We start from the raw sequence: 23,209 nt of genomic DNA, 5'->3' as shown, positions 1-23,209 counted from the left end.
GGCAGAGGTACGCTGCGCGTGGCGGCTAACAACGGTTATTTAATATAAAATAGCGTGTATCATAGTCTTTTTGGTCGCCATGAGCGATAAAGCGGATTCAAGTGAGGCGCAGTGAGCAAGAACAAACTGTCCAAAGGTCAAGAACGCCGCGTGCAGGCGAACCATCAACGTCGCCTGAAGCGCACCGATAACAAACCGGAACTGGATGATTCCCAACTGGGCGAGCCGCAGGACGGCATCGTAATCAGCCGTTTTGGCATGCATGCTGACGTTGAAGCAACGGACGGTACCCAGCATCGCTGTAATATCCGCCGTACGTTGCGTTCACTGGTCACCGGCGATCGTGTGGTATGGCGTCCTGGCGTTGGCACCCATGAAGGGGTCAAAGGGATTGTCGAGGCGGTATATGAACGCACCTCGGTACTGACACGCCCAGACTTCTATGACGGCGTGAAGCCGATCGCCGCTAATATCAACCAAATCGTTATTGTTTCGGCGATCTTGCCCGAACTTTCGCTAAACATCATCGACCGTTACCTGGTCGCCTGTGAAACGCTGGAAGTTGAGCCACTGATCGTCCTGAACAAGATTGATCTGTTAGACGCCGAAGCGCGTAAACGGGTCGACGGTATGATGGATACCTATCGCAAGATTGGCTATCGGGTATTGGAAGTCTCCAGCCAGACGCGCGAAGGCATGGAAGCGTTTGAACAAGCGCTGGTTGGGCGCATCAGCATCTTTGCGGGCCAGTCAGGGGTCGGCAAGTCCAGCCTGCTGAACGCTCTGCTTCCTGCGTCCAAAGAGCAAATTCTGGTAAATCAGGTTTCCGATGTCTCTGGCCTCGGGCAACATACCACTACCGCTGCACGGCTGTATCATTTCCAGCACGGCGGCGACGTGATTGACTCCCCAGGGGTGCGCGAGTTTGGCTTGTGGCACCTGGAACCGGAACAAATCACCCAAGGTTTTGTCGAATTCCGTAATTATTTAGGCGGTTGCAAATTCCGTGATTGCCGCCACGATACCGATCCAGGCTGCGCGATCCGTGCCGCAATGGAGAAAGGCGACATCGCGAAAGAACGTTTTGACAACTACCACCGTATTCTGGAAAGCATGGCGCAAGTGAAGGTTCGCAAGAACTTTACTGATGCCGCAGACTGATCATACCGGGCGGCGTTGACTGTGGCGGAGCCACAGTTACAATGCGCGCCCTTTTACCCCGATTTACGAGGTTAACGTGCTGGATAGCATCAAAATTAAATTGCAGTATTGGTTGCCAAAGCTGGCACTGACCCGCCTGGCTGGCTGGGGTGCGGATAAAAACGCGGGCTGGCTAACCCAGCTTGTACTGAAGGCGTTCGCCCGCTATTACCGCGTGGACATGCAGGAAGCAAAAAATCCTGACCTGGCTTCTTATGCCACTTTTAACGATTTCTTTGTGCGACCGCTGCGTGACGGTGCGCGTCCGATCATCGACGACGCCCACTGGTTGGCGCTGCCTGCCGATGGTGCGATAAGCCAGCTCGGCCCGATCAACGACGATCAAATTTTCCAGGCTAAAGGCCATTACTACAGTCTGGAAGCGCTGCTTGCCGGCAACTATATGCTGGCGGAGCCATTCCGTAACGGCTTGTTTGCCACCACTTACCTGGCCCCGCGTGATTATCACCGCGTACATATGCCTTGCGCTGGCGTATTGCGCGAAATGATTTACGTCCCGGGCGACCTGTTTTCCGTCAACCCACTCACCGCCGCCAACGTGCCGAACCTGTTCGCACGCAACGAGCGTGTCATCTGCGTATTTGATACCGCCATCGGGCCAATGGTGCAGATTCTGGTCGGTGCCACTATCGTTGGCAGTATCGAAACGGTGTGGGCTGGTACGGTAACGCCACCACGCGAAGGCGTGATCAAGCGCTGGACCTATCCGGAAGAGGGCGCAGAAGGTGCCATCGCCTTGGAAAAAGGCGAAGAAATGGGCCGTTTCAAGCTCGGCTCTACCGTCATCAACCTGTTTACACCAGGCAGCGTAGCGTTTGCTCCGCAGCTGAATAACGGCACCGTGACCCGCATGGGTGAAGCCTACGCAGAAATACCAGCCGCGCCTGTCGCCACTGAATCACCGCAGATCTAAAGGAATTGACGCTGTGCGCCTGATTATCACGCTATTGCTCGGTTGTTTACTGTCTCAACCGGTGCTGGCCGCTACGGTGCCCACTGAAGCTCAGATTAAGCAAGAGCTAAAGCAGGCCGAGGGCAACAAAAGCGCGCCTAATCAGGCGGAAACGACAGAGGCACTCCAAAGCGCCCTCAATTGGTTGTCAGAGAGGAAAGAGTCGTTAACGCGCGTTGAACAGTACCAACGCGTAATTGACGACTTCCCCAAGATGACGCAGGAACTGCGCCGTCAGTTAACGCTGGAAAACAGTAAAATCCTGCCAAACGGCGATAATCTGCCGGCCAGCGATCTGGAGCAGCAAATACTGCAGACCAGCAGCCTGCTGCTGGAACAGGCACGCCTGCTTCAACAAGAACAGGACCGTACGCGAGAGATCAGTGACTCTCTGGGCCAATTGCCACAGCAGCAGACCGATGCACGCCGTGCGTTGACGGAAGTACAGCGCCGCCTGCAGGCTCAACCCGCCAATCCAACCACCCCGCATGCGCAAGCAGCGCTGGCGTTATTGCAGGCAGAGGCCGCGGCGCGCAAAGCAAAGGTGGACGAGCTCGAGCTGGCGCAACTGTCCGCCAACAACCGTCAAGAGCTGGCGCGAATGCGCGCAGAAGTCTACAAAAAGCGCCATGAGAAGATTGACGTTCAACTGCAGGCGTTACGCAATAACCTCAACGCACAGCGGCAACGTGAAGCCGAGCTGGCGCTGGAAAAGACCGAACAACTCGCCGAACAAAATGGCGATCTGCCAAAAAGCGTCAGTCAGCAGTTACAGATTAACCGCGAGCTTTCTGCCGCGTTGAATAATCAGGCCCAGCGTATGGACCTGATCTCATCCCAACAACGCCGGGCCGCCGCCCAAACACTGCAGGTGCGTCAGGCACTAAGCACCATTATCGAACAGGCGCAATGGCTCGGCTCCTCGTCGGCGCTCGGCGAAACCCTGCGCGCTCAGGTGGCAACGCTACCGGAAATGCCCAAGCCACAGCAGCTCGATGGCGATATGGCCCAACTGCGCGTGCAACGGCTGCAGTTTGAAAGCCAGTTGGAGAAGCTGCCTCAGCGAGAATTCAAACGTGACGACGGCAGTGAACTGACCAGCGCGGAACGACGCATTGTCGACGCACAATTGCGTACCCAACGTGAACTCCTGAATTCACTGCTTTCTGGCTGCGACACTCAAATCCTCGAACTGACCAAGCTTAAAGTAGCAAATACCCAGTTGATCGAGGCGCTGAACGAAATCAAGGACGCCACGCACCGCTATCTGTTCTGGGTCCCGGATGTTAATCCGATCACCCTGTCCTACCCGATTAACGTGGCGCACGATCTTACGCTCTTGCTGTCGCTGGATACGTTATCGCAGCTGGGCGGCGCCTTTATGATGATGGTAACCAGCCGCGAAACACTGATCCCCATCTTTGGCGCTCTGCTGCTGGTCATTTTCAGCATCAGTTCCCGTAAGCACTACCACGACTTCCTGGCTCGGGCCAGCAGCCGAGTTGGTAAGGTCACCCAAGACGAATTTTTCCTGACCGTACGCACCGTATTCTGGTCAATTCTGGTTGCACTGCCGCTACCTGTACTCTGGGCAGCACTCGGGTTTGGCCTGCAAAGCGCCTGGAATTATCCGGTCGCAGAAGCGATCGGCAAAGGGGTGACGGCCACACTGCCAATCCTCTGGGTATGTATGATTTGCGCCGCGTTTGCCCACCCGCAAGGGCTATTCATCGTGCATTTCCGCTGGCCGGCGAAGCAAGTTTCACGCGCCATGCGCTACTACAAAATGTCGATCTGGCTGATCGTGCCGCTGATCATGGCCCTGATCACCTTCGACAGCCTGAAAGAACGCGAATTTGCCAATACTCTTGGCCGGCTGTGCTTTATCCTGCTGTGTTTAGCGCTGGCTATCGTCACCAACAGCCTGAAACGTGCCGGCATTCCGCTGTATCTGGACAAGAAAGGCTCCGGTGAGAACATCATCAACACCGCACTCTGGGGGCTGCTGCTGTCAGCACCAGTGTTGGCGGCGCTCGCCTCCGCCGTCGGGTACCTGACCACGTCACAGGCGCTGCTGGCACGATTGGAAACCTCCGTCGCAATCTGGTTCTTCCTGCTAGTGATCTACCATATTATTCGCCGGTGGATGCTTATCCAGCGCCGCCGTATCGCCTTCGACCGCGCCAAGCAGCGCCGTGCCGATATCCTGGCCCAGCGTGCGCGTGGTGAAGAGGAAACCTCACACGCCCCCAACAGCACCGAAGGTTCGATGGATCTGGATGACTCGGAGATCGATCTGGACACCATCAGTGCCCAATCCCTGCGGTTGGTGCGTTCGATCCTGACAATGATCGCGCTGGTGTCAGTGATCGTCCTGTGGTCAGAAATCCATTCCGCCTTTAGCTTCCTGGAAAACATCACCCTGTGGAACGTCAGCTCGACGGTCAATGGGGTGGATACCGCGCATCCAATCACCCTTGGTGCGGTATTGATCGCCATTCTGGTGCTGATCGTCACCATGCAGCTGGTGCGTAACCTGCCGGCGCTGTTGGAACTGGCAGTGCTTCAACACCTGGATCTGGCACCGGGCACTGGCTATGCCATCACCACCATCACCAAGTATCTGCTGTTGCTGTTCGGCGCATTGCTCAGCTTTGCCTGGATCGGCATCGAGTGGTCGAAACTGCAATGGGTAGTGACTGCGCTCAGCGTGGGGTTGGGCTTTGGTATGCAGGAGATCTTCTCTAACTTTATCTCCGGCCTGATCATTTTGTTCGAGAAACCGATCCGCATCGGCGATACCGTGACGATCCGCAATCTGACCGGCAGCGTCACCAAGATTAACACCCGAGCCACGACAATTTCGGATTGGGATCGCAAAGAGATCATCGTGCCTAACAAGGCATTCATCACTGAACAGTTTATCAACTGGTCGCTGTCGGACAACCTGACCCGTGTGGTACTGACCGTGCCGGCACCTGCGGATGCCAACAGTGAAGAAGTGACCAAGATCCTGACCAACGCCGCAGAGCGCTGCTCACTGGTGCTGGATAACCCGGCGCCTGAAGTCTATCTGGTCGATCTACAGCAAGGCATCCAGATCTTTGAACTGCGTATCTATGCCGCAGAAATGGGCCACCGCATGCCGCTGCGTCACGAGATCCATCAGTTGATCCTGTCCGGTTACCGCGAGCATGGCATTACGCTGCCATACCCGCCGTTCCAGGTGCGCAGCGAAACGCTATCCCGCTTGACCAGCAACGGTCGCACGCCGCCTTCCACGCCGGCGCCTAACACCAAACGCGAATCGGGCAGTTTGTAACCTCAGCATGCAAAAAGGGTTCGGCGTGCAATGCAACACCGAACCCTTTTATCACCACAATATACCCTATGGATTTCACGTTGCGGCCAGCTCGCCGATCCCCAGACACTGACTTACTTCAGTAAGTCAGTGGGGGGAGCGATAAATCTGTCTGAACGCTGCGCCGTGAAAGACGACAGAGATACGCTTACGCGCGCCCAACCGGGAAGGCCAACACGTCGCTCAGGCTTTCTGCCCCCAGCGCTAGCATCACCAGCCGGTCAACCCCCAGGGCCACACCAGAACATTCCGGCATGCCATGCTGCAAAGCGTCCAATAAATTGTTATCAATCGGATGCTGCGGCAAACCGCGTTCCGCACGCTTGCGATTGTCCTGATCAAAACGCTGACGTTGTTCACGGCTGTCGGTCAGTTCACGGAAACCATTCGCCAGCTCAATCCCTTTGAAATAGACCTCGAAACGTTCCGCCACCCGGTGATCTTCAGTACTGATTTCCGCCAACGATGCCTGGCTGGCCGGGAAATGATAAACGAATGCCGGTTTATCACGGCCGATGTGCGGTTCCACACCCACGGTGAACAACAGTTGCAGCAGCGTGTCGCGATCTTCTTCAGTATCGGCGATGTTGCTCAGATCGAGCTTGGCTGCCGCTTCACGCAGGTGCACTTTCTCCGCCGACAACGGATCGATATCCAGATGGCGCAAGAAAGCCTGCTGATACGACAGCGTCTCCGCGCTGTCGCAATCCAAAACCTGCTGCAACAGATCGTCCACTTCATTCATCAGCCGGTACATGTCGTAATGCGGACGGTACCACTCCAGCATGGTGAATTCCGGGTTGTGGTGCCGGCCCGCTTCTTCATTACGGAAACTGCGCCCCATCTGATAGATCGGTCCGCTGCCTGCCGCCAACAACCGTTTCATGTGGTATTCCGGGCTGGTCATCATGTACAGCGTCAGGCCATCCGCGGCACCGGGTCCGACAAAGCGCGTCTGGAACGGGAACAGGTGGATATCGGTGACCGTCGCCTGGCTCATGGTTGGCGTTTCAACTTCTAATACGCCACGATCGGCGAAGAAACGCCGGATCTCAGTCAGGATCGCTGCGCGTTTCAACAAATTGGCGATGGGTGCACTTGGCTGCCAGCTTGCCGTTTCGCTCATGGTAATTACTCCGAAATCAAACAGGGGATGCAGTCTACTCGTATCCTGGCATGCAAACAAATTCTTAACAGCCCGGCACCTTTAATGGCGGTATTTCCTGATAAATAATTAGCAGAAAGGTTAATAAAAGGTGAATAAACGTTAAATACCCCTTGCAGGCAATTATCCTTCCGGCTTCGAGTTAAAAGGCAAAACAATCGATCACATCAAATTTCTTCTACTTATCTTTAGGTATAGTTAATTCCACATTATTGGTGGGAGATATCTATCCTTAGTCTTTATGCAACAACAATGAACTCAATTAGTTAGCACCCGAAGAATTTTTATAAATATTAAGCATAGATATTTAATTTGCCGTTCTTAACAAGAATATTGGAGGAATGCAGTGCAAACCTTTAACGCCGATCTTGCCATTATTGGGGCCGGGGGTGCTGGTTTACGTGCAGCAATAGCCGCAGCGGAAGCCAATCCCCAACTGAAAATCGCGCTGATCTCTAAAGTTTACCCGATGCGCAGCCATACCGTGGCCGCCGAAGGGGGCTCCGCCGCCGTTACTCAGGATCACGATACCTTTGACTACCACTTTAACGACACCGTTGCCGGTGGCGACTGGTTGTGTGAACAGGACGTAGTCGACCATTTCGTTCACAACTGCCCACGTGAAATGATCCAACTTGAACAGTGGGGTTGCCCGTGGAGCCGCAAACCAGACGGTTCAGTCAACGTGCGTCGCTTCGGCGGCATGAAGATTGAACGTACCTGGTTCGCCGCCGACAAAACCGGCTTCCATATGCTGCATACCCTGTTCCAGACGTCACTCAAATACCCGCAAATCCAGCGTTTTGACGAGCACTTTGTGCTGGATATTCTGGTGGATGACGGTCAGGCCCGTGGTTTGATAGCGATGAACATGATGGAAGGCACCCGCGTGCAGATCCGTGCCAATGCGGTGATCATGGCTACCGGCGGTGCTGGACGCGTATACCGCTACAACACCAACGGCGGCATCGTTACCGGTGATGGCATGGGTATGGCGTTCCATCACGGCATACCGCTGCGCGATATGGAATTCGTCCAATATCACCCGACCGGTTTGCCAGGCTCCGGCATTCTGATGACTGAAGGTTGCCGTGGTGAAGGCGGTATTCTGGTGAACAAAGACGGCTATCGCTATCTGCAAGACTACGGCATGGGGCCAGAAACCCCGCTGGGCGAACCGAAGAATAAATACATGGAACTGGGCCCGCGCGACAAAGTTTCTCAGGCCTTCTGGCACGAATGGCGTGCCGGCCGCACCATCCCGACACCTCGTGGTGACGTGGTCTATCTCGACCTGCGCCATTTGGGGGAAAAGAAACTGCTCGAACGCCTGCCGTTTATTTGTGAACTGGCCAAAGCCTATGTCGGCGTGGATCCGGTGAAAGACCCCATTCCGGTTCGTCCGACCGCGCACTACACCATGGGGGGTATTGAGACCGACCAAAACTGTGAGACACGCATCAAGGGGCTGTTTGCCGTTGGCGAATGTTCGTCTGTCGGTCTGCACGGCGCCAACCGGCTGGGTTCCAACTCACTGGCAGAATTAGTGGTGTTTGGCCGAGTCGCCGGTGAGCACGCCGCACGTCGGGCATTGGAAAGCGGCCCGGCCAACGGCAGTGCTCTGGATGCACAAGGCCGCGACGTCGAGACCCGTCTGAGCAACCTGATGAAACAGGAAGGTAACGAGAACTGGGCCAAAATCCGCGACGAAATGGGCATGTCGATGGAAGAAGGCTGCGGCATTTACCGCACGCCAGAGTTGATGCAAAAGACTGTCGATAAGCTGGCTGAGCTGAAAGAACGTTTCAAACGCGTAAAAATCACCGACAGTTCCAGCGTGTTCAATACCGATTTGCTGTACACCATCGAGCTGGGTTACGGGCTGGACGTCGCAGAATGCATGGCACACTCTGCCCTGAACCGCAAAGAGTCCCGCGGTGCTCACCAGCGCCTGGATGAAGGCTGTACCGAACGTGACGACGTGAACTTCCTGAAGCATACCTTAGCGTTCCATAACCCGAACGGCGCACCACGCCTGGAATACAGCGACGTGAAGATCACCAAACTGCCACCGGCCAAACGCGTGTACGGTGCTGAAGCCGAAGCACAGGATAAAAAGGATAAGGAGCAGGCAAATGGCTGAGATGAAGACCCTGAAAATCGAGGTCATGCGCTATAACCCTGAACGCGATGCAGAGCCGCATTTCGAAACCTTTGCAGTCCCTTATGACGAACAAACCTCGCTGCTCGATGCGCTGGGCTATATCAAGGATAACCTGGCGCCCGACCTGTCCTACCGCTGGTCATGCCGCATGGCGATTTGCGGTTCGTGCGGCATGATGGTCAACCGGGTTCCGAAATTGGCCTGTAAAACCTTCCTGCGCGAATACACCGACGGTATGAAAGTAGAGGCCTTGGGTAACTTCCCGATTGAACGTGATTTGGTGGTCGATATGACTCACTTTATCGAAAGTCTGGAAGCCATTAAGCCTTATATCATCGGCAATAACCGCAAACCGGAAGATGGCCCTAACGTACAAACCCCTGCGCAGATGGCCAAGTATCACCAGTTCTCTGGCTGCATCAACTGCGGTTTGTGTTACGCCGCTTGTCCGCAATTCGGCCTGAATCCAGAGTTTATTGGCCCTGCGGCGATTACTCTGGCGCATCGCTATAACCTGGATAACCGCGACCACGGCCAGAAACAGCGCATGGCGCAGCTCAACGGCCAGAACGGCGTATGGAGCTGTACCTTTGTTGGCTATTGTTCTGAAGTCTGTCCGAAGCACGTTGATCCAGCCGCTGCGATTCAGCAAGGCAAGGTAGAAAGCGCCAAAGACTTCATGATCGCCATGCTGAAGCCGCAATAAGGGAGATAAACAGCAATGACTACACAACGTAAGCCCTATGTGCGCACCATGACGCCGACCTGGTGGCAAAAACTCGGCTTTTACCGTTTCTATATGCTGCGTGAAGGGACTTCAGTACCGGCAGTCTGGTTCAGTATCGTGCTGATCTACGGCGTTTTTGCACTGAAAGGTGGAGCGGATAGTTGGGCAGGTTTCGTCGGTTTCCTGCAAAACCCACTGGTGCTGCTGATTAACATCATCGCCCTGCTGGCCGCACTGCTGCATACCAAAACCTGGTTCGACTTGGCACCGAAAGCCGCCAATATCGTGGTCAACAGCGAGAAAATGGGGCCTGGGCCTATCGTCAAAGCGCTATGGGCAGTAACGCTGCTCGCCAGCGTGGTCATCCTGGCCGTGGCCTTGCTGTAATCCGGAGGAAACATGATAAATCAAGCACCTAAACGCTCAGACGAACCGGTTTTCTGGGGATTATTCGGCGCTGGCGGCATGTGGGGGGCGATCATCGCGCCCGCTATCGTACTGCTGGTCGGCATTCTGCTGCCGCTGGGGTGGTTCCCCGGCGATGCATTAGGCTATGACCGCGTGCTGGCTTTCTGTCAAAGCCTGATCGGCCGCTTGTTCCTGCTGCTGATGATCATCCTGCCACTGTGGTGCGGTCTGCATCGTATCCATCATGCGATGCACGATTTGAAAATCCACGTGCCGGCAGGCAAATGGGTGTTCTATGGCCTGGCAGCCATCCTCAGCGTCGTCACCGTTATCGGCGTAGTAACGCTATAAAACACCGCTGGCGGCCAACGCTTATTGGCCGCCAGCTTTGCCTTTCGGCTACACTGTTTATTCACATCAGGTAATAAACAGGAGTAACCCATGCGTCTTCGGTCAAAGCTATGCACGATTATTCCCGCCTTCCTTTCCGCCGCGTGCAGCGTTTCCCCTCCGAAGGATATCAAAGTAGTGAATGATTTCGACAGCCAACGCTACCTCGGTACCTGGTATGAAATCGCTCGCTTTGATCACCGTTTTGAACGGGGCCTCGAGCAGGTTACCGCCAGTTACAGCCCTCGCGAAGACGGTGGCCTAAAAGTGGTTAATCGGGGTTTTAATTCGCAAAAACAACAATGGCAGGAAAGCACGGGCAAGGCCTATTTTACGGGTTCACCACAGGTTGCCGCACTTAAGGTGTCCTTTTTTGGGCCTTTCTACGGTGGATATAACGTGATTGAGCTGGATGCGAATTACCGATACGCCCTGGTATGCGGCCCAAACCGGGGGTATTTGTGGATACTGTCGCGCACGCCGACACTGGACACCGCCACGCGCGACAGATTAGTACAAACCGCGAAAAACAACGGCTTTGATACGGATAAGCTAATCTGGGTGAAACAACAGCAACATCAGTGACTGCTGAACTTCAACCCAAGTATGCCGACAACGATCAGGCACAGGCTGATAATGCGCGCGATATTGGTCGACTCACCCAGCAATACCATCCCCATAATTGCTGCCCCCACAGCGCCGATTCCCGTCCAGACGGCATAAGCGGTGCCCGCAGGTAGCGTTTTCATCGCGTTCGCCAACAGCACCATACTGACCACCATAGCGACAACGGTAATGATGCTCGGCGTCAGGCGGGTAAACCCATGGGTGTATTTCAGGCCGATAGCCCACACAACTTCAAGTAAACCCGCGATAAGTAAAATAATCCAAGCCATGAGACGGCCTCCATAAGTGGGGTCGTCCCCGAACAATGACACGTAAACGGGTCGTCCCGTTCAGTTTGATGATGAATTGCGGGCAAGAAGAGCGCCAGAGGCAGGATATCAGGCCCGTAAACGGGCAGGCAAGCAGGTTTGACGATGCGGTGGTATTCCACCGTGGGAAATACCACCGGGGTCAGGAATGCGGGCTATTGCGCACTACGCTGGATGGCCTTACCGCCAGCCTGAATATCTTCGCCCACACCTTGAGTGGTATTGCATGCGGTCAATGAGGTCAAAATCATCAAAGAGAAAATCGCGATAATACTTTTCTTCAGCATAGGGAAGTCCTTATTTATCAGTGATGAAAAAATACGACTTTCTAAGCTTAGTAAATATTAGCGGGCGTTGCTGTTTAAAATGGTTTTATTTTGCACTATGACATTAGTGCATTTTATGTGTATTAGCTGGCCGTGCGCGAAATAGCGCCGCCGAGGTGCTGGACGTCCTCACCGAAGCCACGGAAAGTATTACAACCGCTAAGGGACATCAGTAACAACAGGGAGACAACGGCTAACAGAGTTTTCTTCATTATTCAGATTCTGCCAACAATATGCGGGAAGGGATAAAACAAAGGAGCCAAGTTTGGCTCCTTTGTGTTGAAACTTATTTAACGCGTGAAACGTATTCGCCAGAGCGAGTGTCAACGCGGACAACTTCGCCAATCTGTACGAACAGGGGAACCTTAACCACAGCGCCAGTGCTCAGGGTAGCAGGCTTGCCGCCGGTACCCGCAGTGTCGCCTTTCAGGCCTGGATCGGTATCAACGATTTCAGCTTCGATGAAGTTCGGCGGCTGAACCGCGATAGGACGACCGTCCCACAGGGTAACGATACATTCTGCGTTATCTTGCAGCCATTTTGCCGCATCAGATACAGTTTTTTCTTCAACACCGTGTTGCTCGAAAGTCTCAGGGTGCATGAAGTGGTAGAACTCACCGTCGTTGTACAGGTAGTTCATGTTGGTATCTACAACGTCTGCGCCTTCGCAAGAGTCAGTAGATTTGAAGGTTTTTTCAACGCGGCTGCCGGTCAGCAGACGACGCATCTTAACGCGTGCAAACGCCTGGCCTTTGCCCGGCTTGACGAACTCACTGGATTCGATGGCGTAAGGTTCACCCTCGAACATGATTTTAAGACCCGGACGGAAATCGTTGCTAGAATAAGTCGCCATGATGGCCCTCTGAATATTTAAACTGGTAGCTTAGCCAAAAAAATGGCACACATTATAACCCAAAGTACGGCATATAGAGAAGATTGGTTGCATCAACTCGCCGATGTTATTACCGATCCCGATGAATTACTGCAGCTTTTATCACTGAATACGCATCCAGAGCTGCCGCAGGGCCGCGAAGCCCGGCGCCTGTTCGCATTGCGCGTACCACGCGCCTTCGCCGCACGCATGCGTTCCGGCGATCCCGATGACCCGTTACTGCGCCAGGTTCTGACTGCCAGCGAAGAGTTCATCAATGCGCCTGGCTTCACAAACGACCCGCTGGATGAACAACGTAGTGTGGTGCCAGGCCTGCTGCATAAATACCGTAATCGTGCTTTGCTGTTGGTCAAAGGAGGCTGTGCGGTCAACTGCCGTTACTGCTTCCGCCGCCATTTTCCGTATCAGGACAACCAGGGCAACAAGGCCAACTGGCGTCAAGCGCTGGATTATATCCGCCAACACCCAGAACTGGATGAGATTATTTTCTCCGGTGGGGACCCGTTGATGGCGAAAGACCATGAGTTGGACTGGTTGATCGGTGAACTAGAGGCCATTACGCACCTGAAACGGCTGCGTATTCATACCCGCTTACCCGTCGTTATCCCTGCGCGCATTACGCCTGAGCTGTGTCAGCGGCTTTCAGTATCACGCCTACAGGTGTTGATGGTCACGCATATCAACCACGCCAATGAAATTGACCGCGAACTGCAAGCCAGCATGGCACAGCTGCGCCTGGCCGGTGTCACGTTGCTGAATCAAAGCGTGCTGCTGCGTGGTATTAATGATAATGCTGACACGCTGGCGGCACTGAGTAACGCGCTATTTGATGCAGGTATTCTACCGTACTACATCCACGTACTGGATAAGGTACAGGGAGCCGCGCACTTTATGGTCAGTGATGACGAGGCACGCGCAATCATGCAGTCTCTGCTGAGCAAAGTTTCCGGCTATATGGTGCCACGCCTCACCCGTGAAGTCGGTGGTAAGCCAAGCAAAACCCCTCTCGACCTGCACCTGATGCAAGACTGACGATGGCGGTTTATCGAGACAAAAAGAGGCATGCCTGAGCATGCCTCTTTTTTATGCCATCTTGTAAATCGTATTATGTTACGGGCACTTATAAACCTGGCCAACCATTTTGCTGTCTAATGGGGCAAAGCTTGACAGTAAGTTCTGGCTTGGGCTGGTTGCACCATAAATGACATTGCCACCCATTGCCGCCGCTTTATTACGCAGATCGTTTGCCGCACCGCGCATGGAACTACCTTCACCGCCATTACCTGACAACCAGTTGCTCTGAGTGCCGGTCACTTCGCCCACCAGCTGGCATTCTGCTGCCGGTTTGGTGTCGGTGAATTTAACCTGTTGGCCTGCAGCGGACAGTTCATTGGTGCTGCTGCAACCTGCCAGCAGTACCGCTGCCGAAAGACCCAGTAAGGCTTTAATCCGCATCTTGTTCCCCATCTATATTGAGAATTTCGCAAAAGCTTATCAGAAAGCGTTGCCATCTCTTAAGCATCCGTTGCCACTGGTGCTGGCCAACGTCTTGAGCGACAGCTGATGAAAGATCAGTTTACCAGCTAAATCAGTCCGGTCTGCAAAAATATCATCAAAAGCCGTACGACAAAGCACGCAAAAAAAAACCCCGACCAATTGGCCGGGGCTTTTGCACACGCTAACGTGGGGGATGATTACATCATGCCGCCCATGCCGCCCATGCCACCCATACCGCCAGCGCCACCTAAATCAGGTGCATCGCTTTTTGGCAGGTCGGTTACCATGCATTCGGTGGTGATCATCAGGCCAGCCACAGATGCCGCGTACTGCAGAGCAGAACGGGTTACTTTGGTTGGATCCAGGATACCCATCGCGATCATGTCGCCGTATTCTTCGGTGTAAGCGTTGTAGCCGTAGCTGCCTTCGCCTGCTTTCACGTTGTTCGCAATAACAGAAGCTTCTTCACCGGCGTTGATTACGATCTGACGCAGCGGGGATTCCATCGCGCGCAGTGCAACCTTGATACCGACGTTCTGGTCTTCGTTGTCGCCTTTCAGGTTAGCGATTTTGCTTGCTACACGGATCAGTGCAACACCACCACCCGCAACCACGCCTTCTTCAACCGCAGCACGGGTTGCGTGCAGGGCATCTTCAACGCGTGCTTTCTTCTCTTTCATTTCAACTTCAGTTGCTGCGCCAACTTTGATAACGGCAACGCCGCCAGCCAGTTTAGCGACACGCTCTTGCAGTTTTTCACGATCGTAGTCAGAGGTCGCTTCTTCGATCTGCTGACGGATCTGGGTAACGCGGCCTTTGATAGTCGCTTCATCGCCCACGCCATCGATGATGATGGTGGTGTCTTTGTTGATAACAACACGCTTAGCTTGGCCCAGGTCTTCCAGGGTCGCTTTTTCCAGCTCCAGACCGATCTCTTCAGAGATAACGGTACCGGCAGTCAGGGTAGCGATGTCCTGCAGCATGGCTTTACGACGGTCACCGAAACCAGGTGCTTTAACCGCAGCCACTTTCACGATGCCGCGCATGGTGTTAACCACCAGGGTAGCCAGCGCTTCGCCTTCAACATCTTCAGCAATGATCAGCAGTGGTTTGCCCGCTTTCGCTACGGCTTCCAGTACTGGCAGCATTTCACGGATGTTGGAGATTTTCTTGTCAGCCAGCAGGATGAACGGGCTTTCCAGCTCAATAGAACCTGTTTCTGGTTTATTGATGAAGTATGGAGACAGGTAACCACGGTCGAACTGCATACCTTCAACCACGTCCAGCTCGTCTTGCAGGCCAGTGCCTTCTTCAACGGTGATGACGCCTTCTTTACCGACTTTTTCCATCGCTTCTGCAATCAGTTTACCCACGGTTTCGTCGGAGTTTGCAGAGATAGTGCCTACCTGAGCGATAGCTTTGGAGTCAGAACAAGGTACGGACAGTTTTTTCAGCTCTTCAACAGCAGCGATAACCGCTTTGTCGATGCCGCGCTTCAGATCCATCGGGTTCATGCCGGCAGCGACTGCTTTCAGGCCTTCGGTGATGATGGATTGAGCCAGTACGGTTGCAGTGGTGGTACCGTCGCCTGCCGCGTCGTTCGCTTTAGAGGCAACTTCTTTCACCATTTGCGCACCCATGTTTTCAAACTTGTCTTCCAGTTCGATCTCACGAGCAACAGATACGCCATCTTTAGTGATGGTAGGAGCGCCGAAGGATTTATCCAGCACTACGTTACGGCCTTTCGGGCCCAGGGTCACTTTCACTGCATCAGCGAGAACATTCACACCGCGGAGCATTTTCACGCGAGCGTCATTGCCGAATTTTACGTCTTTAGCTGCCATTGGTATTTCCCTTCAACTCGTTCAGTTCAGAAGATAAAAGCGTAATTACGCTTCAACAATTGCCAGAATGTCGCTTTCGGACATGATCAACACTTCTTCATTGTCGATCTTCTCTGCTTTCACGCCGTAGCCGTCGTTGAAAATCACGATATCGCCAACTTTTACATCCAGCGGCTGGATGTTGCCGCTTTCCAGAACACGTCCTTTACCAACTGCAACTACTTCACCACGAGTAGATTTACCCGCTGCAGAGCCAGTCAGAACGATGCCGCCAGCAGATTTTGATTCAACTTCTTTGCGCTTGACGATAACGCGGTCATGCAATGGACGAATACTCATTGAACGCTCTCCTGTAAGAAGGTCTCTATCAGATTTAGGGTTGTCACCGGATTGTGATTACCGGCCTCGTGGAATTTGAAATGGGGGCATTCCATTCCCCTTCAAGGGGCCGGCCAAAAAAATTTTCGCTTTTAATGGCAATACTGGGCTACCGATACAAAAAACGCGGCCTGAGCCGCGTTTTTTCAGCGATCGTTACGCTTGTCATGATCGTCAGGTTGGTGATCCAACGTATAACGATCGTCATTCTTACGCTGAAACTCACCGTCGAAAGTGTTGCCATTAGCAGCGTCGCCCCCTTGCCCCCAACCGCCTGGGCGGTAGACGGACAGATGCGGCATCAACTTAAGCGTCAGCGACTTCTGCACGGGCGGCAGCAGCAACAACAGACCGAGGAAGTCGGTAAAAAACCCTGGGACAAGCAGCAGGAAACCCGCCAGCACCAGCGAAACACTCTTCACCATTTCCGCTGCCGGGCTTTCACCGGCAGCCAGTTTCTGTTGCATTTGCATGAAGGTTTTCATGCCCTGATTGCGTACCAGCGAAATGCCGACGCAGGAGGTGAACACCACCAGCAACAGAGTAATTGCCACACCCAATACGGCGGCAACTTTGATAAATAAAGATATTTCTATGTAAGCCAACAGAAATATCAGCAGTAACGGTAACCAGCGCACCTGGTTCTCCTCTGGTAGCGTTGCGTAGCCGCACACTGGCGACGACGCGGAAAAAGAGGCCGGTAAACGGCCGACCTCAATACAATGGGGTCAGCCGGTAGCCATTTCAACCAAAGACCCTTTTTTATTGCTAAAGTGAGTAAACGTGAATGAGATCACAGAACACGAAACACGTGATTTAAGAAGGCCCAGAAGGTGATCTGGATTCAGTCATTTATTACTAACCAGCATATGATCTGGGCAGCAACGGGCACTATGGTTAATCGTTTCACGCCTGAAGCCTTCGGCAACATAATTTGGTTACCTGACAATTAATTAATTCGGCAGCAATTTAAAGAAGGTTCTCATGTCAAATAACATTCGTATCGAAGAAGACCTGTTAGGAACACGTGAAGTCCCCGCAGAAGCCTATTACGGTGTTCACACTCTGCGTGCGATTGAAAACTTCTATATCAGCAACAGCAAAATCAGTGATGTGCCCGAATTTGTTCGTGGCATGGTGATGGTAAAAAAAGCCGCAGCGATGGCGAATAAAGAACTAAAAACCATTCCGCGCAAAATCGCTGATGTCATCATCCAGGCCTGTGATGAAGTGCTGGATAAAGGCAAATGCATGGACCAGTTCCCAGTAGACGTGTTCCAGGGCGGCGCCGGCACGTCTCTGAACATGAATACCAACGAAGTACTGGCGAACATCGGCCTGGAACTGATGGGGCATCAGAAAGGGGAATATCAATACCTGAACCCTAACGACCACCTCAACAAATGCCAATCCACTAACGACGCCTACCCAACCGGTTTCCGCATTGCCGTTTATGCCTCCAACCAAAAGCTGATCGACGCCATCAACCAACTGCGCGAAGGTTTTGACCATAAAGCCAAGGAATTTGAAAACATCCTGAAAATGGGGCGTACCCAACTGCAGGATGCCGTCCCTATGACGTTGGGTCAGGAATTCCACGCTTTCAGCGTTTTGCTGAAAGAAGAAACCCGCAACTTGCATCGCACTGCTGAGCTCTTGCTGGAAGTGAACCTGGGTGCCACCGCGATTGGTACGGCGCTCAACACGCCTGAAGGCTACCCACAATTGGCCGTACAGAAACTGGCAGAGGTCAGTAACTTGCCGGTCGTGCCCGCCGAAGATTTGATCGAAGCCACCTCAGACTGCGGTGCTTATGTGATGGTACACAGCGCACTGAAACGCCTGGCGGTTAAACTGTCTAAAATCTGTAATGACCTGCGCCTGCTGTCTTCAGGCCCTCGTGCCGGCTTGAACGAGATCAACCTGCCGGAACTGCAGGCAGGCTCCTCAATCATGCCAGCCAAGGTGAACCCGGTTGTACCGGAAGTGGTCAATCAAGTGTGTTTCAAGGTGATTGGCAACGACACTTGCGTTACCATGGCGGCCGAAGCAGGCCAACTGCAGTTGAACGTGATGGAACCGGTCATTGGCCAGGCCATGTTCGAGTCTATCCATATACTGACCAACGCATGTTATAACCTGCTGGAAAAATGCATTAACGGCATCACCGCGAATAAAGAAGTGTGCGAACACTACGTCTTCAATTCTATCGGTATCGTCACCTATCTGAACCCGTTCATTGGCCACCATAATGGTGACATCGTCGGGAAGATCTGCGCCGAAACAGGTAAAACCGTACGTGAAGTCGTATTGGAACGCGGTCTGCTGACGGAAGCCGAGCTGGATGACATCTTCTCCGTGGAGAACTTGATGCACCCGGCCTATAAAGCCAAACGCTATACGGATGAAAATGAACAATAGCAGATACACCCGGTAGCCCAAAAAGGCACGCTAAATCCCCTGGATAGCGTGCCTTTTTACTTTCCATCGCCCACAAAAATTTAACTTTTTATTTTCAATTTACACCCAAAATAATTGGGGCTGCATCAAGGCGGCAAGAGGGAATCCCAAGAGCTTACTCAAATAAGTGACTGGGGTGAGCACTGACAGCCAACGCAGATGCGGCTTTAAAAATGCAGGGTATAGCTCACTTTAAGGAGTAGACACTATGTTAGCCGTAGAATTGGTTATCGTTCTGCTGGCCATTTTTTTAGGGGCCAGGCTGGGCGGTATCGGAATTGGATTTGCAGGCGGACTCGGGGTTTTGGTCTTGGCGCTGATTGGCGTGAAGCCAGGTAGCATCCCTTTCGACGTGATTTCCATCATCATGGCTGTGATTGCCGCGATCTCGGCAATGCAGGTCGCGGGCGGTATGGATTACCTGGTGCAGCAAACTGAAAAACTGCTGCGCAAGAATCCAAAACACATCACGATCTTAGCGCCGATCGTCACCTATTTTCTGACCATCTTCGCCGGTACCGGCAACATCTCTCTTTCCGCACTGCCCGTCATTGCAGAAGTGGCGAAAGAACAGGGCATCAAGCCTTGCCGCCCGCTGTCTACCGCAGTGGTTTCCGCTCAAATTGCCATCACCGCATCCCCCATTTCGGCGGCTGTAGTTTACATGTCTTCCGTGATGGAAGGCCACGGCGTCAGCTATCTGCACCTGCTGATGGTGGTCATGCCTTCAACTTTCTGTGCCGTACTGGTGATGTCGTTGCTAGTGAGCTGGCTGTTCGACTCTAAATTGTCGGACGATCCGGTTTACCTGAAACGCCTTGAAGAAGGCCTGGTGACACTGCGCGGCAACAAGGTAATGGAAATCAAACCGCGCGCCAAAGTTTCAGTATTGCTGTTCCTGCTGGGCGTGTTGTGCGTGGTAGCCTACGCCATCATTAACAGCCCAGGCTTGGGCCTGGTGGCAAAACCCTTGATGAACACCACCAATGCGATTTTGATCATCATGCTGAGCGTCGCCACCCTGACGACCCTGCTGTGTCGCGTCGATACTGATGCAGTGCTGAACTCCAGCACCTTCAAGGCCGGTATGAGCGCCTGTATCTGTATTCTGGGCGTAGCCTGGTTGGGCGATACTTTCGTGCAGGCCAATATTGATTGGATCAAAGAGACAGCGGGTAGCGTGATTCAGTCACACCCATGGCTGCTGGCAGTGATCTTCTTCTTCTGCTCTGCGCTGCTGTACTCTCAGGCCGCCACTGCCAAGGCATTGATGCCAATGGCGCTGGCGCTGAATGTATCCCCCTTGACCGCCGTGGCATCCTTCGCTGCCGTCTCGGGCCTGTTCATCCTGCCGACCTACCCTACGCTGGTCGCGGCAGTGCAGATGGATGACACCGGCACAACGCGCATTGGGCGCTTTGTCTTTAACCACCCGTTCTTTATCCCCGGCACCATCGGCGTGATATTGGCGGTGCTATTCGGCTTCCTGCTGGGCGGCGTAATGCTGTAATGCTCTCACCGGGGCTTACCGCCCCGGTTTCCTCCAATCCTGCCCCACTGGCGATAAACTCGCCTTCTAGCCAACCGTCCTTCAAGGTATAGTGCCCACTGATAATTTGGATGAGAGGGCCGAAGATGTCTGACTGCGAAGCTATCGTCATACTCTGCACCGCACCCGATGAGGCCACGGCACAAGACCTGGCAGCCCGGGTATTGGGAGAAAAGCTGGCGGCCTGCGCCACGCTGCTACCCGGCGCATCATCGTTGTACTACTGGGAAGGGAAACTGGAGCAGGAGTACGAAGTGCAAATGCTGTTCAAAAGCGATCGCCACCACCAAGACGCCCTGCTCAACTACTTGAAACAACATCACCCGTACCAAACGCCCGAGCTACTGGTACTGCCGGTGATGGCTGGAGATAAAGACTACCTGTTATGGATCAACGCCTCATTAAATTGATATTCCTGCTTTGCAGCCTGTTTTTTTTGCCACAGGCGGCTCAGGCCTCGTTGTTCACCCAAAAGGGTGGCAGCCAATTCGTGCCCGTCGATCAGGCATTTGCCTTTGATTTTAAGCAGCAAGGCCACCAGCTCACGCTAAACTGGCAAATCCGCCCCGGATATTACCTGTACCGCCAGCAGATCAAACTGGTACCACAGCAGGCGACGTTAGGCGCCTTTACGCTGCCTGCCGGGCTGAGCCATAAAGATGAGTTCTTCGGCGAAGTGGCCATTTTCAAGCAGCAGCTTACTCTGCCCATTCCCCTGCGGCAGGCTGCCAGTGGCGCCAGTGTGAGTGTGACTTATCAGGGCTGCGCCGAAGCGGGTTTCTGCTACCCACCGGAAACACGGGTGATCCCTTTGGATGCCGTAAGTGCCGTCACCGCGCCGCCTACCGTTGCGCCTGAAGCACCTGCGCCGGCCGGTCTGCCATTTTCCCCGCTGTGGGCACTGCTGATTGGTATTGGTATTGCCTTTACCCCCTGTGTACTGCCGATGTACCCCTTGATTTCCGGCATCATCCTTGGGCGAGAAAAACCGCACAGCAGTGGACGCATACTGGCACTGGCGGTGGTGTATGTTCAGGGCATGGCGCTGACCTACACCCTGCTGGGTTTAGTGGTTGCGGCCGCCGGGCTACAGTTCCAGGCAGCACTGCAACACCCCTATGTTCTCATCGGCCTGTCGATACTGTTTATCGCATTGGCTTTGTCGATGTTCGGTCTGTATTCGCTGCAGTTGCCGTCTTCACTGCAAACACGGCTGGCGGGCTGGAGCAACACCCAACAAGGCGGCTCTCTGCCTGGCGTGTTCCTGATGGGTGCGCTGGCTGGGCTGATTTGTTCTCCCTGCACTACCGCGCCGCTCAGCGCTATCCTGCTGTACATTGCCCAAAGCGGTAACATGTGGGCAGGCGGCGGTACGTTGTACCTCTATGCGTTAGGCATGGGTATCCCGCTGGTGCTGGTGACCCTGTTCGGCAATCGCCTGTTGCCGCGCAGCGGCCCATGGATGCAGTATGTCAAAGAAGCCTTTGGCTTTGTGATCCTGGCGCTGCCTGTATTCTTGCTGGAACGTGTCATTGGCGAGCCATGGGGGCTACGGTTGTGGAGCCTGCTCGGCCTGGCGTTCTTTGGTTGGGCATTCACGTTGAGTCTGAAAACCTCCCGCGGCTGGGGGCGTGCATTGCAATTACTCCTGCTGGCAGCGGCAGTGATTACTGCACGCCCGCTCCAAGACTGGGCGTTTGGTGCCAATAGCGCACAGCAAGCTGCAGTGCAACATTTGAAGTTCACACGTATTAGTAACGTAGAAGAGCTCAATCTTGCGCTGCAACAGGCGCAAGGGAAGCCAGTAATGCTGGATCTGTACGCTGATTGGTGTGTAGCCTGCAAGGAGTTCGAAAAGTACACCTTCAGTGATACCGCGGTTCAGACTACGCTTTCCAACACAGTGCTACTGCAGGCCGATGTGACCGCCAACAATACCGAGCAGGTCGCGCTTCTCAAACACCTAAAAGTCTTGGGATTACCGACAATTCTGTTCTTTAATGGTGTCGGGCAAGAGTTAACAAACCAACGAGTAACCGGATTTATGGATGCAACGGCGTTCAACGCGCATTTGCAGAAAGTGGTGCAATAAATAACACTGAATTTCAGAACCGAATTTGGAGGGAGCACAAGTGCAACGTGAACACGTTCTTGATACGGCACTGGGGCTGTTAGAACAACAGGGCCTGGCGACCGCCACACTAGAAATGCTGGCAGATAAACTCGACGTGCAACCGGGTGACCTAAAGCGATTCTGGCCGGATCGCGAAGCATTGTTGTATGACTGCCTGCGTTATCACGGTCAGCAAATTGACACCTGGCGCCGCCAACTCTTGCTGGACGAAACCCTGAGCCCACAGCAAAAACTGCTGGCGCGATATGACGTTCTGGAAGAATACGTCAAACATGACCGCTACCCGGGTTGCCTGTTTATTGCCGCCTGCAGTTTCTTCCCAGAGGTGGACCACCCGATCCACCAGCTAGCGGAACAGCAGAAGCTGACATCGTTGGATCTGACCCGTGATCTACTCCGTGAAATGGACGCCGATGACGCCGACATGGTGGCACAGCAGATGGAGCTGATTCAGGAGGGTTGCCTGAGTAAACTGCTGGTAAAACGTCAGCTACAGGACGTATCTGTCGCTAAGCGACTGGCGGAAGACATCTTACAGGTGGCCCAGTGCCGCAGAAACGGGGCATTAAGCTGAATTCACTCCCGGCGGCACACAGCCGCCGCAGAGCGTCGACAGTTTTGGACCAAATTTCACGCCCTTTGACCGAAAAGCCAGCAATCAGACGCATTTTGCCTGATTTCGTTGAGAAAGCCGTTGACTGCCTTCGGCCAATACGGTTTAATGCTGCGCGTTGCCCGGATAGCTCAGTCGGTAGAGCAGGGGATTGAAAATCCCCGTGTCCTTGGTTCGATTCCGAGTCCGGGCA

General features: G+C 53.7%; 23 protein-coding genes and 1 tRNA gene. 15 read left to right on the top strand and 9 right to left on the bottom strand.

Going from position 1 to position 23,209, the window contains the following annotated elements:
* Positions 1 to 111 precede the first annotated feature (111 nt).
* The 3 genes from rsgA to mscM all read left to right on the top strand — a co-directional run bounded on the left by rsgA (position 112) and on the right by mscM (position 5,495).
* Entirely contained in the window at positions 112 to 1,161 is a 1,050-nt protein-coding gene (rsgA, locus tag AC2FCQ_RS07070) for a small ribosomal subunit biogenesis GTPase RsgA (protein ID WP_490307948.1), read from the top strand.
* A 76-nt stretch (positions 1,162 to 1,237) separates the two neighbouring features.
* Positions 1,238 to 2,134, top strand: a complete 897-nt coding sequence (asd, locus tag AC2FCQ_RS07065; RefSeq protein WP_490307947.1) for an archaetidylserine decarboxylase — start codon at positions 1,238 to 1,240, stop codon at positions 2,132 to 2,134.
* A 13-nt stretch (positions 2,135 to 2,147) separates the two neighbouring features.
* Complete coding sequence (gene mscM / locus AC2FCQ_RS07060) at positions 2,148 to 5,495, top strand: miniconductance mechanosensitive channel MscM (protein WP_209634271.1); 3,348 nt, start codon at positions 2,148 to 2,150, stop codon at positions 5,493 to 5,495.
* Positions 5,496 to 5,682: 187 nt separating this feature from the next.
* Here mscM and epmA read toward each other — a convergent pair whose 3' ends face one another.
* Positions 5,683 to 6,660 carry an elongation factor P--(R)-beta-lysine ligase gene (gene epmA / locus AC2FCQ_RS07055; protein WP_490307946.1) on the bottom strand — a complete coding sequence of 326 codons (978 nt, stop codon included), beginning with the start codon at positions 6,658 to 6,660 and terminating at the stop codon, positions 5,683 to 5,685.
* Between the two features lie 385 nt (positions 6,661 to 7,045).
* On the opposite strand from epmA, the gene frdA reads away from it, so the two are divergent.
* The 5 genes from frdA to blc all read left to right on the top strand — a co-directional run bounded on the left by frdA (position 7,046) and on the right by blc (position 10,973).
* Complete coding sequence (gene frdA / locus AC2FCQ_RS07050) at positions 7,046 to 8,842, top strand: fumarate reductase (quinol) flavoprotein subunit (RefSeq protein ID WP_209634267.1); 1,797 nt, start codon at positions 7,046 to 7,048, stop codon at positions 8,840 to 8,842.
* Positions 8,835 to 9,569, top strand: coding sequence for a succinate dehydrogenase/fumarate reductase iron-sulfur subunit (locus AC2FCQ_RS07045; RefSeq protein WP_265556256.1), 735 nt, complete (start codon positions 8,835 to 8,837; stop codon positions 9,567 to 9,569). Before frdA ends, AC2FCQ_RS07045 begins: the two co-directional genes overlap by 8 nt.
* A gap of 15 nt (positions 9,570 to 9,584) precedes the next feature.
* On the top strand, positions 9,585 to 9,977 hold the full coding sequence (gene frdC, locus AC2FCQ_RS07040) for a fumarate reductase subunit FrdC (protein ID WP_209634263.1): 393 nt from the start codon (positions 9,585 to 9,587) through the stop codon (positions 9,975 to 9,977).
* Positions 9,978 to 9,989: 12 nt separating this feature from the next.
* Positions 9,990 to 10,349, top strand: a complete 360-nt coding sequence (frdD, locus tag AC2FCQ_RS07035) for a fumarate reductase subunit FrdD (RefSeq protein ID WP_020824891.1) — start codon at positions 9,990 to 9,992, stop codon at positions 10,347 to 10,349.
* 90 nt (positions 10,350 to 10,439) lie between these two features.
* Positions 10,440 to 10,973: an outer membrane lipoprotein Blc gene (gene blc, locus AC2FCQ_RS07030; protein ID WP_490307945.1), complete on the top strand. Its 534-nt coding sequence runs from the start codon at positions 10,440 to 10,442 to the stop codon at positions 10,971 to 10,973.
* On the opposite strand, the gene sugE is transcribed toward blc, so the two are convergent.
* The 4 genes from sugE to efp all read right to left on the bottom strand — a co-directional run bounded on the left by sugE (position 10,967) and on the right by efp (position 12,502).
* On the bottom strand, positions 10,967 to 11,284 hold the full coding sequence (sugE, locus tag AC2FCQ_RS07025; RefSeq protein WP_037425920.1) for a quaternary ammonium compound efflux SMR transporter SugE: 318 nt from the start codon (positions 11,282 to 11,284) through the stop codon (positions 10,967 to 10,969). The two genes, blc and sugE, sit on opposite strands and share 7 nt — an antisense overlap.
* A gap of 194 nt (positions 11,285 to 11,478) precedes the next feature.
* Positions 11,479 to 11,610 carry an entericidin A/B family lipoprotein gene (locus AC2FCQ_RS07020; protein WP_044553925.1) on the bottom strand — a complete coding sequence of 44 codons (132 nt, stop codon included), beginning with the start codon at positions 11,608 to 11,610 and terminating at the stop codon, positions 11,479 to 11,481.
* Between the two features lie 122 nt (positions 11,611 to 11,732).
* Positions 11,733 to 11,861 (bottom strand): entericidin A/B family lipoprotein, encoded by a 129-nt coding sequence (locus AC2FCQ_RS07015; RefSeq protein ID WP_232103375.1) that lies wholly within the window; start codon positions 11,859 to 11,861, stop codon positions 11,733 to 11,735.
* A 74-nt stretch (positions 11,862 to 11,935) separates the two neighbouring features.
* Positions 11,936 to 12,502 carry an elongation factor P gene (gene efp / locus AC2FCQ_RS07010; protein WP_209634259.1) on the bottom strand — a complete coding sequence of 189 codons (567 nt, stop codon included), beginning with the start codon at positions 12,500 to 12,502 and terminating at the stop codon, positions 11,936 to 11,938.
* Positions 12,503 to 12,544: 42 nt separating this feature from the next.
* Here efp and epmB point away from each other — a divergent pair, with 42 nt between their 5' ends.
* Positions 12,545 to 13,573 carry an EF-P beta-lysylation protein EpmB gene (epmB, locus tag AC2FCQ_RS07005; RefSeq protein WP_209634257.1) on the top strand — a complete coding sequence of 343 codons (1,029 nt, stop codon included), beginning with the start codon at positions 12,545 to 12,547 and terminating at the stop codon, positions 13,571 to 13,573.
* Positions 13,574 to 13,651: 78 nt separating this feature from the next.
* Here epmB and AC2FCQ_RS07000 read toward each other — a convergent pair whose 3' ends face one another.
* The 4 genes from AC2FCQ_RS07000 to AC2FCQ_RS06985 all read right to left on the bottom strand — a co-directional run bounded on the left by AC2FCQ_RS07000 (position 13,652) and on the right by AC2FCQ_RS06985 (position 16,898).
* Positions 13,652 to 13,996, bottom strand: a complete 345-nt coding sequence (locus tag AC2FCQ_RS07000; RefSeq protein WP_037425914.1) for a DUF4156 domain-containing protein — start codon at positions 13,994 to 13,996, stop codon at positions 13,652 to 13,654.
* Positions 13,997 to 14,235: 239 nt separating this feature from the next.
* The gene (gene groL / locus AC2FCQ_RS06995) at positions 14,236 to 15,882 is read right to left on the bottom strand and encodes a chaperonin GroEL (RefSeq protein ID WP_037425911.1); all 1,647 of its coding nucleotides are present in this window, start codon (positions 15,880 to 15,882) and stop codon (positions 14,236 to 14,238) included.
* Positions 15,883 to 15,927: 45 nt separating this feature from the next.
* Entirely contained in the window at positions 15,928 to 16,221 is a 294-nt protein-coding gene (locus AC2FCQ_RS06990) for a co-chaperone GroES (RefSeq protein WP_004952634.1), read from the bottom strand.
* A gap of 185 nt (positions 16,222 to 16,406) precedes the next feature.
* Positions 16,407 to 16,898, bottom strand: coding sequence for an FxsA family protein (locus AC2FCQ_RS06985; RefSeq protein ID WP_037425908.1), 492 nt, complete (start codon positions 16,896 to 16,898; stop codon positions 16,407 to 16,409).
* Between the two features lie 346 nt (positions 16,899 to 17,244).
* Between AC2FCQ_RS06985 and aspA the strand changes: the two genes are divergently transcribed.
* The 6 genes from aspA to AC2FCQ_RS06955 all read left to right on the top strand — a co-directional run bounded on the left by aspA (position 17,245) and on the right by AC2FCQ_RS06955 (position 23,209).
* Entirely contained in the window at positions 17,245 to 18,681 is a 1,437-nt protein-coding gene (gene aspA, locus AC2FCQ_RS06980; RefSeq protein ID WP_209634255.1) for an aspartate ammonia-lyase, read from the top strand.
* 247 nt (positions 18,682 to 18,928) lie between these two features.
* Positions 18,929 to 20,230: an anaerobic C4-dicarboxylate transporter gene (locus AC2FCQ_RS06975; RefSeq protein WP_209634253.1), complete on the top strand. Its 1,302-nt coding sequence runs from the start codon at positions 18,929 to 18,931 to the stop codon at positions 20,228 to 20,230.
* 125 nt (positions 20,231 to 20,355) lie between these two features.
* The gene (cutA, locus tag AC2FCQ_RS06970) at positions 20,356 to 20,679 is read left to right on the top strand and encodes a divalent cation tolerance protein CutA (protein WP_037425900.1); all 324 of its coding nucleotides are present in this window, start codon (positions 20,356 to 20,358) and stop codon (positions 20,677 to 20,679) included.
* Positions 20,655 to 22,361: a protein-disulfide reductase DsbD gene (locus AC2FCQ_RS06965; RefSeq protein ID WP_490307944.1), complete on the top strand. Its 1,707-nt coding sequence runs from the start codon at positions 20,655 to 20,657 to the stop codon at positions 22,359 to 22,361. The genes cutA and AC2FCQ_RS06965 overlap by 25 nt, the downstream gene beginning before the upstream one ends.
* Before the next feature lie 40 nt (positions 22,362 to 22,401).
* The gene (dicD, locus tag AC2FCQ_RS06960) at positions 22,402 to 22,977 is read left to right on the top strand and encodes a division control transcriptional repressor DicD (protein WP_209634249.1); all 576 of its coding nucleotides are present in this window, start codon (positions 22,402 to 22,404) and stop codon (positions 22,975 to 22,977) included.
* 159 nt (positions 22,978 to 23,136) lie between these two features.
* Positions 23,137 to 23,209 (top strand) — tRNA-Phe (locus AC2FCQ_RS06955).

Source organism: Serratia sp. CoH_134_PS_4 (assembly GCF_058190535.1).
The sequence above is the reverse complement of the archived record's forward strand: the minus strand, read 5'-3'. Positions and strand labels throughout refer to the sequence as shown.

Excerpts from the sequence above, each read along its gene's own strand:
- epmA (WP_490307946.1), bottom strand. The coding sequence starts at position 6,660 with ATGAGCGAAACGGCAAGCTGGCAGCCAAGTGCACCCATCGCCAATTTG.
- AC2FCQ_RS07045 (WP_265556256.1), top strand. The coding sequence starts at position 8,835 with ATGGCTGAGATGAAGACCCTGAAAATCGAGGTCATGCGCTATAACCCT.
- frdC (WP_209634263.1), top strand. The coding sequence starts at position 9,585 with ATGACTACACAACGTAAGCCCTATGTGCGCACCATGACGCCGACCTGG.
- frdD (WP_020824891.1), top strand. The coding sequence starts at position 9,990 with ATGATAAATCAAGCACCTAAACGCTCAGACGAACCGGTTTTCTGGGGA.
- blc (WP_490307945.1), top strand. The coding sequence starts at position 10,440 with ATGCGTCTTCGGTCAAAGCTATGCACGATTATTCCCGCCTTCCTTTCC.
- sugE (WP_037425920.1), bottom strand. The coding sequence starts at position 11,284 with ATGGCTTGGATTATTTTACTTATCGCGGGTTTACTTGAAGTTGTGTGG.
- AC2FCQ_RS07020 (WP_044553925.1), bottom strand. The coding sequence starts at position 11,610 with ATGCTGAAGAAAAGTATTATCGCGATTTTCTCTTTGATGATTTTGACC.
- AC2FCQ_RS07015 (WP_232103375.1), bottom strand. The coding sequence starts at position 11,861 with ATGAAGAAAACTCTGTTAGCCGTTGTCTCCCTGTTGTTACTGATGTCC.
- efp (WP_209634259.1), bottom strand. The coding sequence starts at position 12,502 with ATGGCGACTTATTCTAGCAACGATTTCCGTCCGGGTCTTAAAATCATG.
- epmB (WP_209634257.1), top strand. The coding sequence starts at position 12,545 with ATGGCACACATTATAACCCAAAGTACGGCATATAGAGAAGATTGGTTG.
- AC2FCQ_RS07000 (WP_037425914.1), bottom strand. The coding sequence starts at position 13,996 with ATGCGGATTAAAGCCTTACTGGGTCTTTCGGCAGCGGTACTGCTGGCA.
- groL (WP_037425911.1), bottom strand. The coding sequence starts at position 15,882 with ATGGCAGCTAAAGACGTAAAATTCGGCAATGACGCTCGCGTGAAAATG.
- AC2FCQ_RS06990 (WP_004952634.1), bottom strand. The coding sequence starts at position 16,221 with ATGAGTATTCGTCCATTGCATGACCGCGTTATCGTCAAGCGCAAAGAA.
- aspA (WP_209634255.1), top strand. The coding sequence starts at position 17,245 with ATGTCAAATAACATTCGTATCGAAGAAGACCTGTTAGGAACACGTGAA.
- AC2FCQ_RS06975 (WP_209634253.1), top strand. The coding sequence starts at position 18,929 with ATGTTAGCCGTAGAATTGGTTATCGTTCTGCTGGCCATTTTTTTAGGG.
- cutA (WP_037425900.1), top strand. The coding sequence starts at position 20,356 with ATGTCTGACTGCGAAGCTATCGTCATACTCTGCACCGCACCCGATGAG.
- AC2FCQ_RS06965 (WP_490307944.1), top strand. The coding sequence starts at position 20,655 with ATGGATCAACGCCTCATTAAATTGATATTCCTGCTTTGCAGCCTGTTT.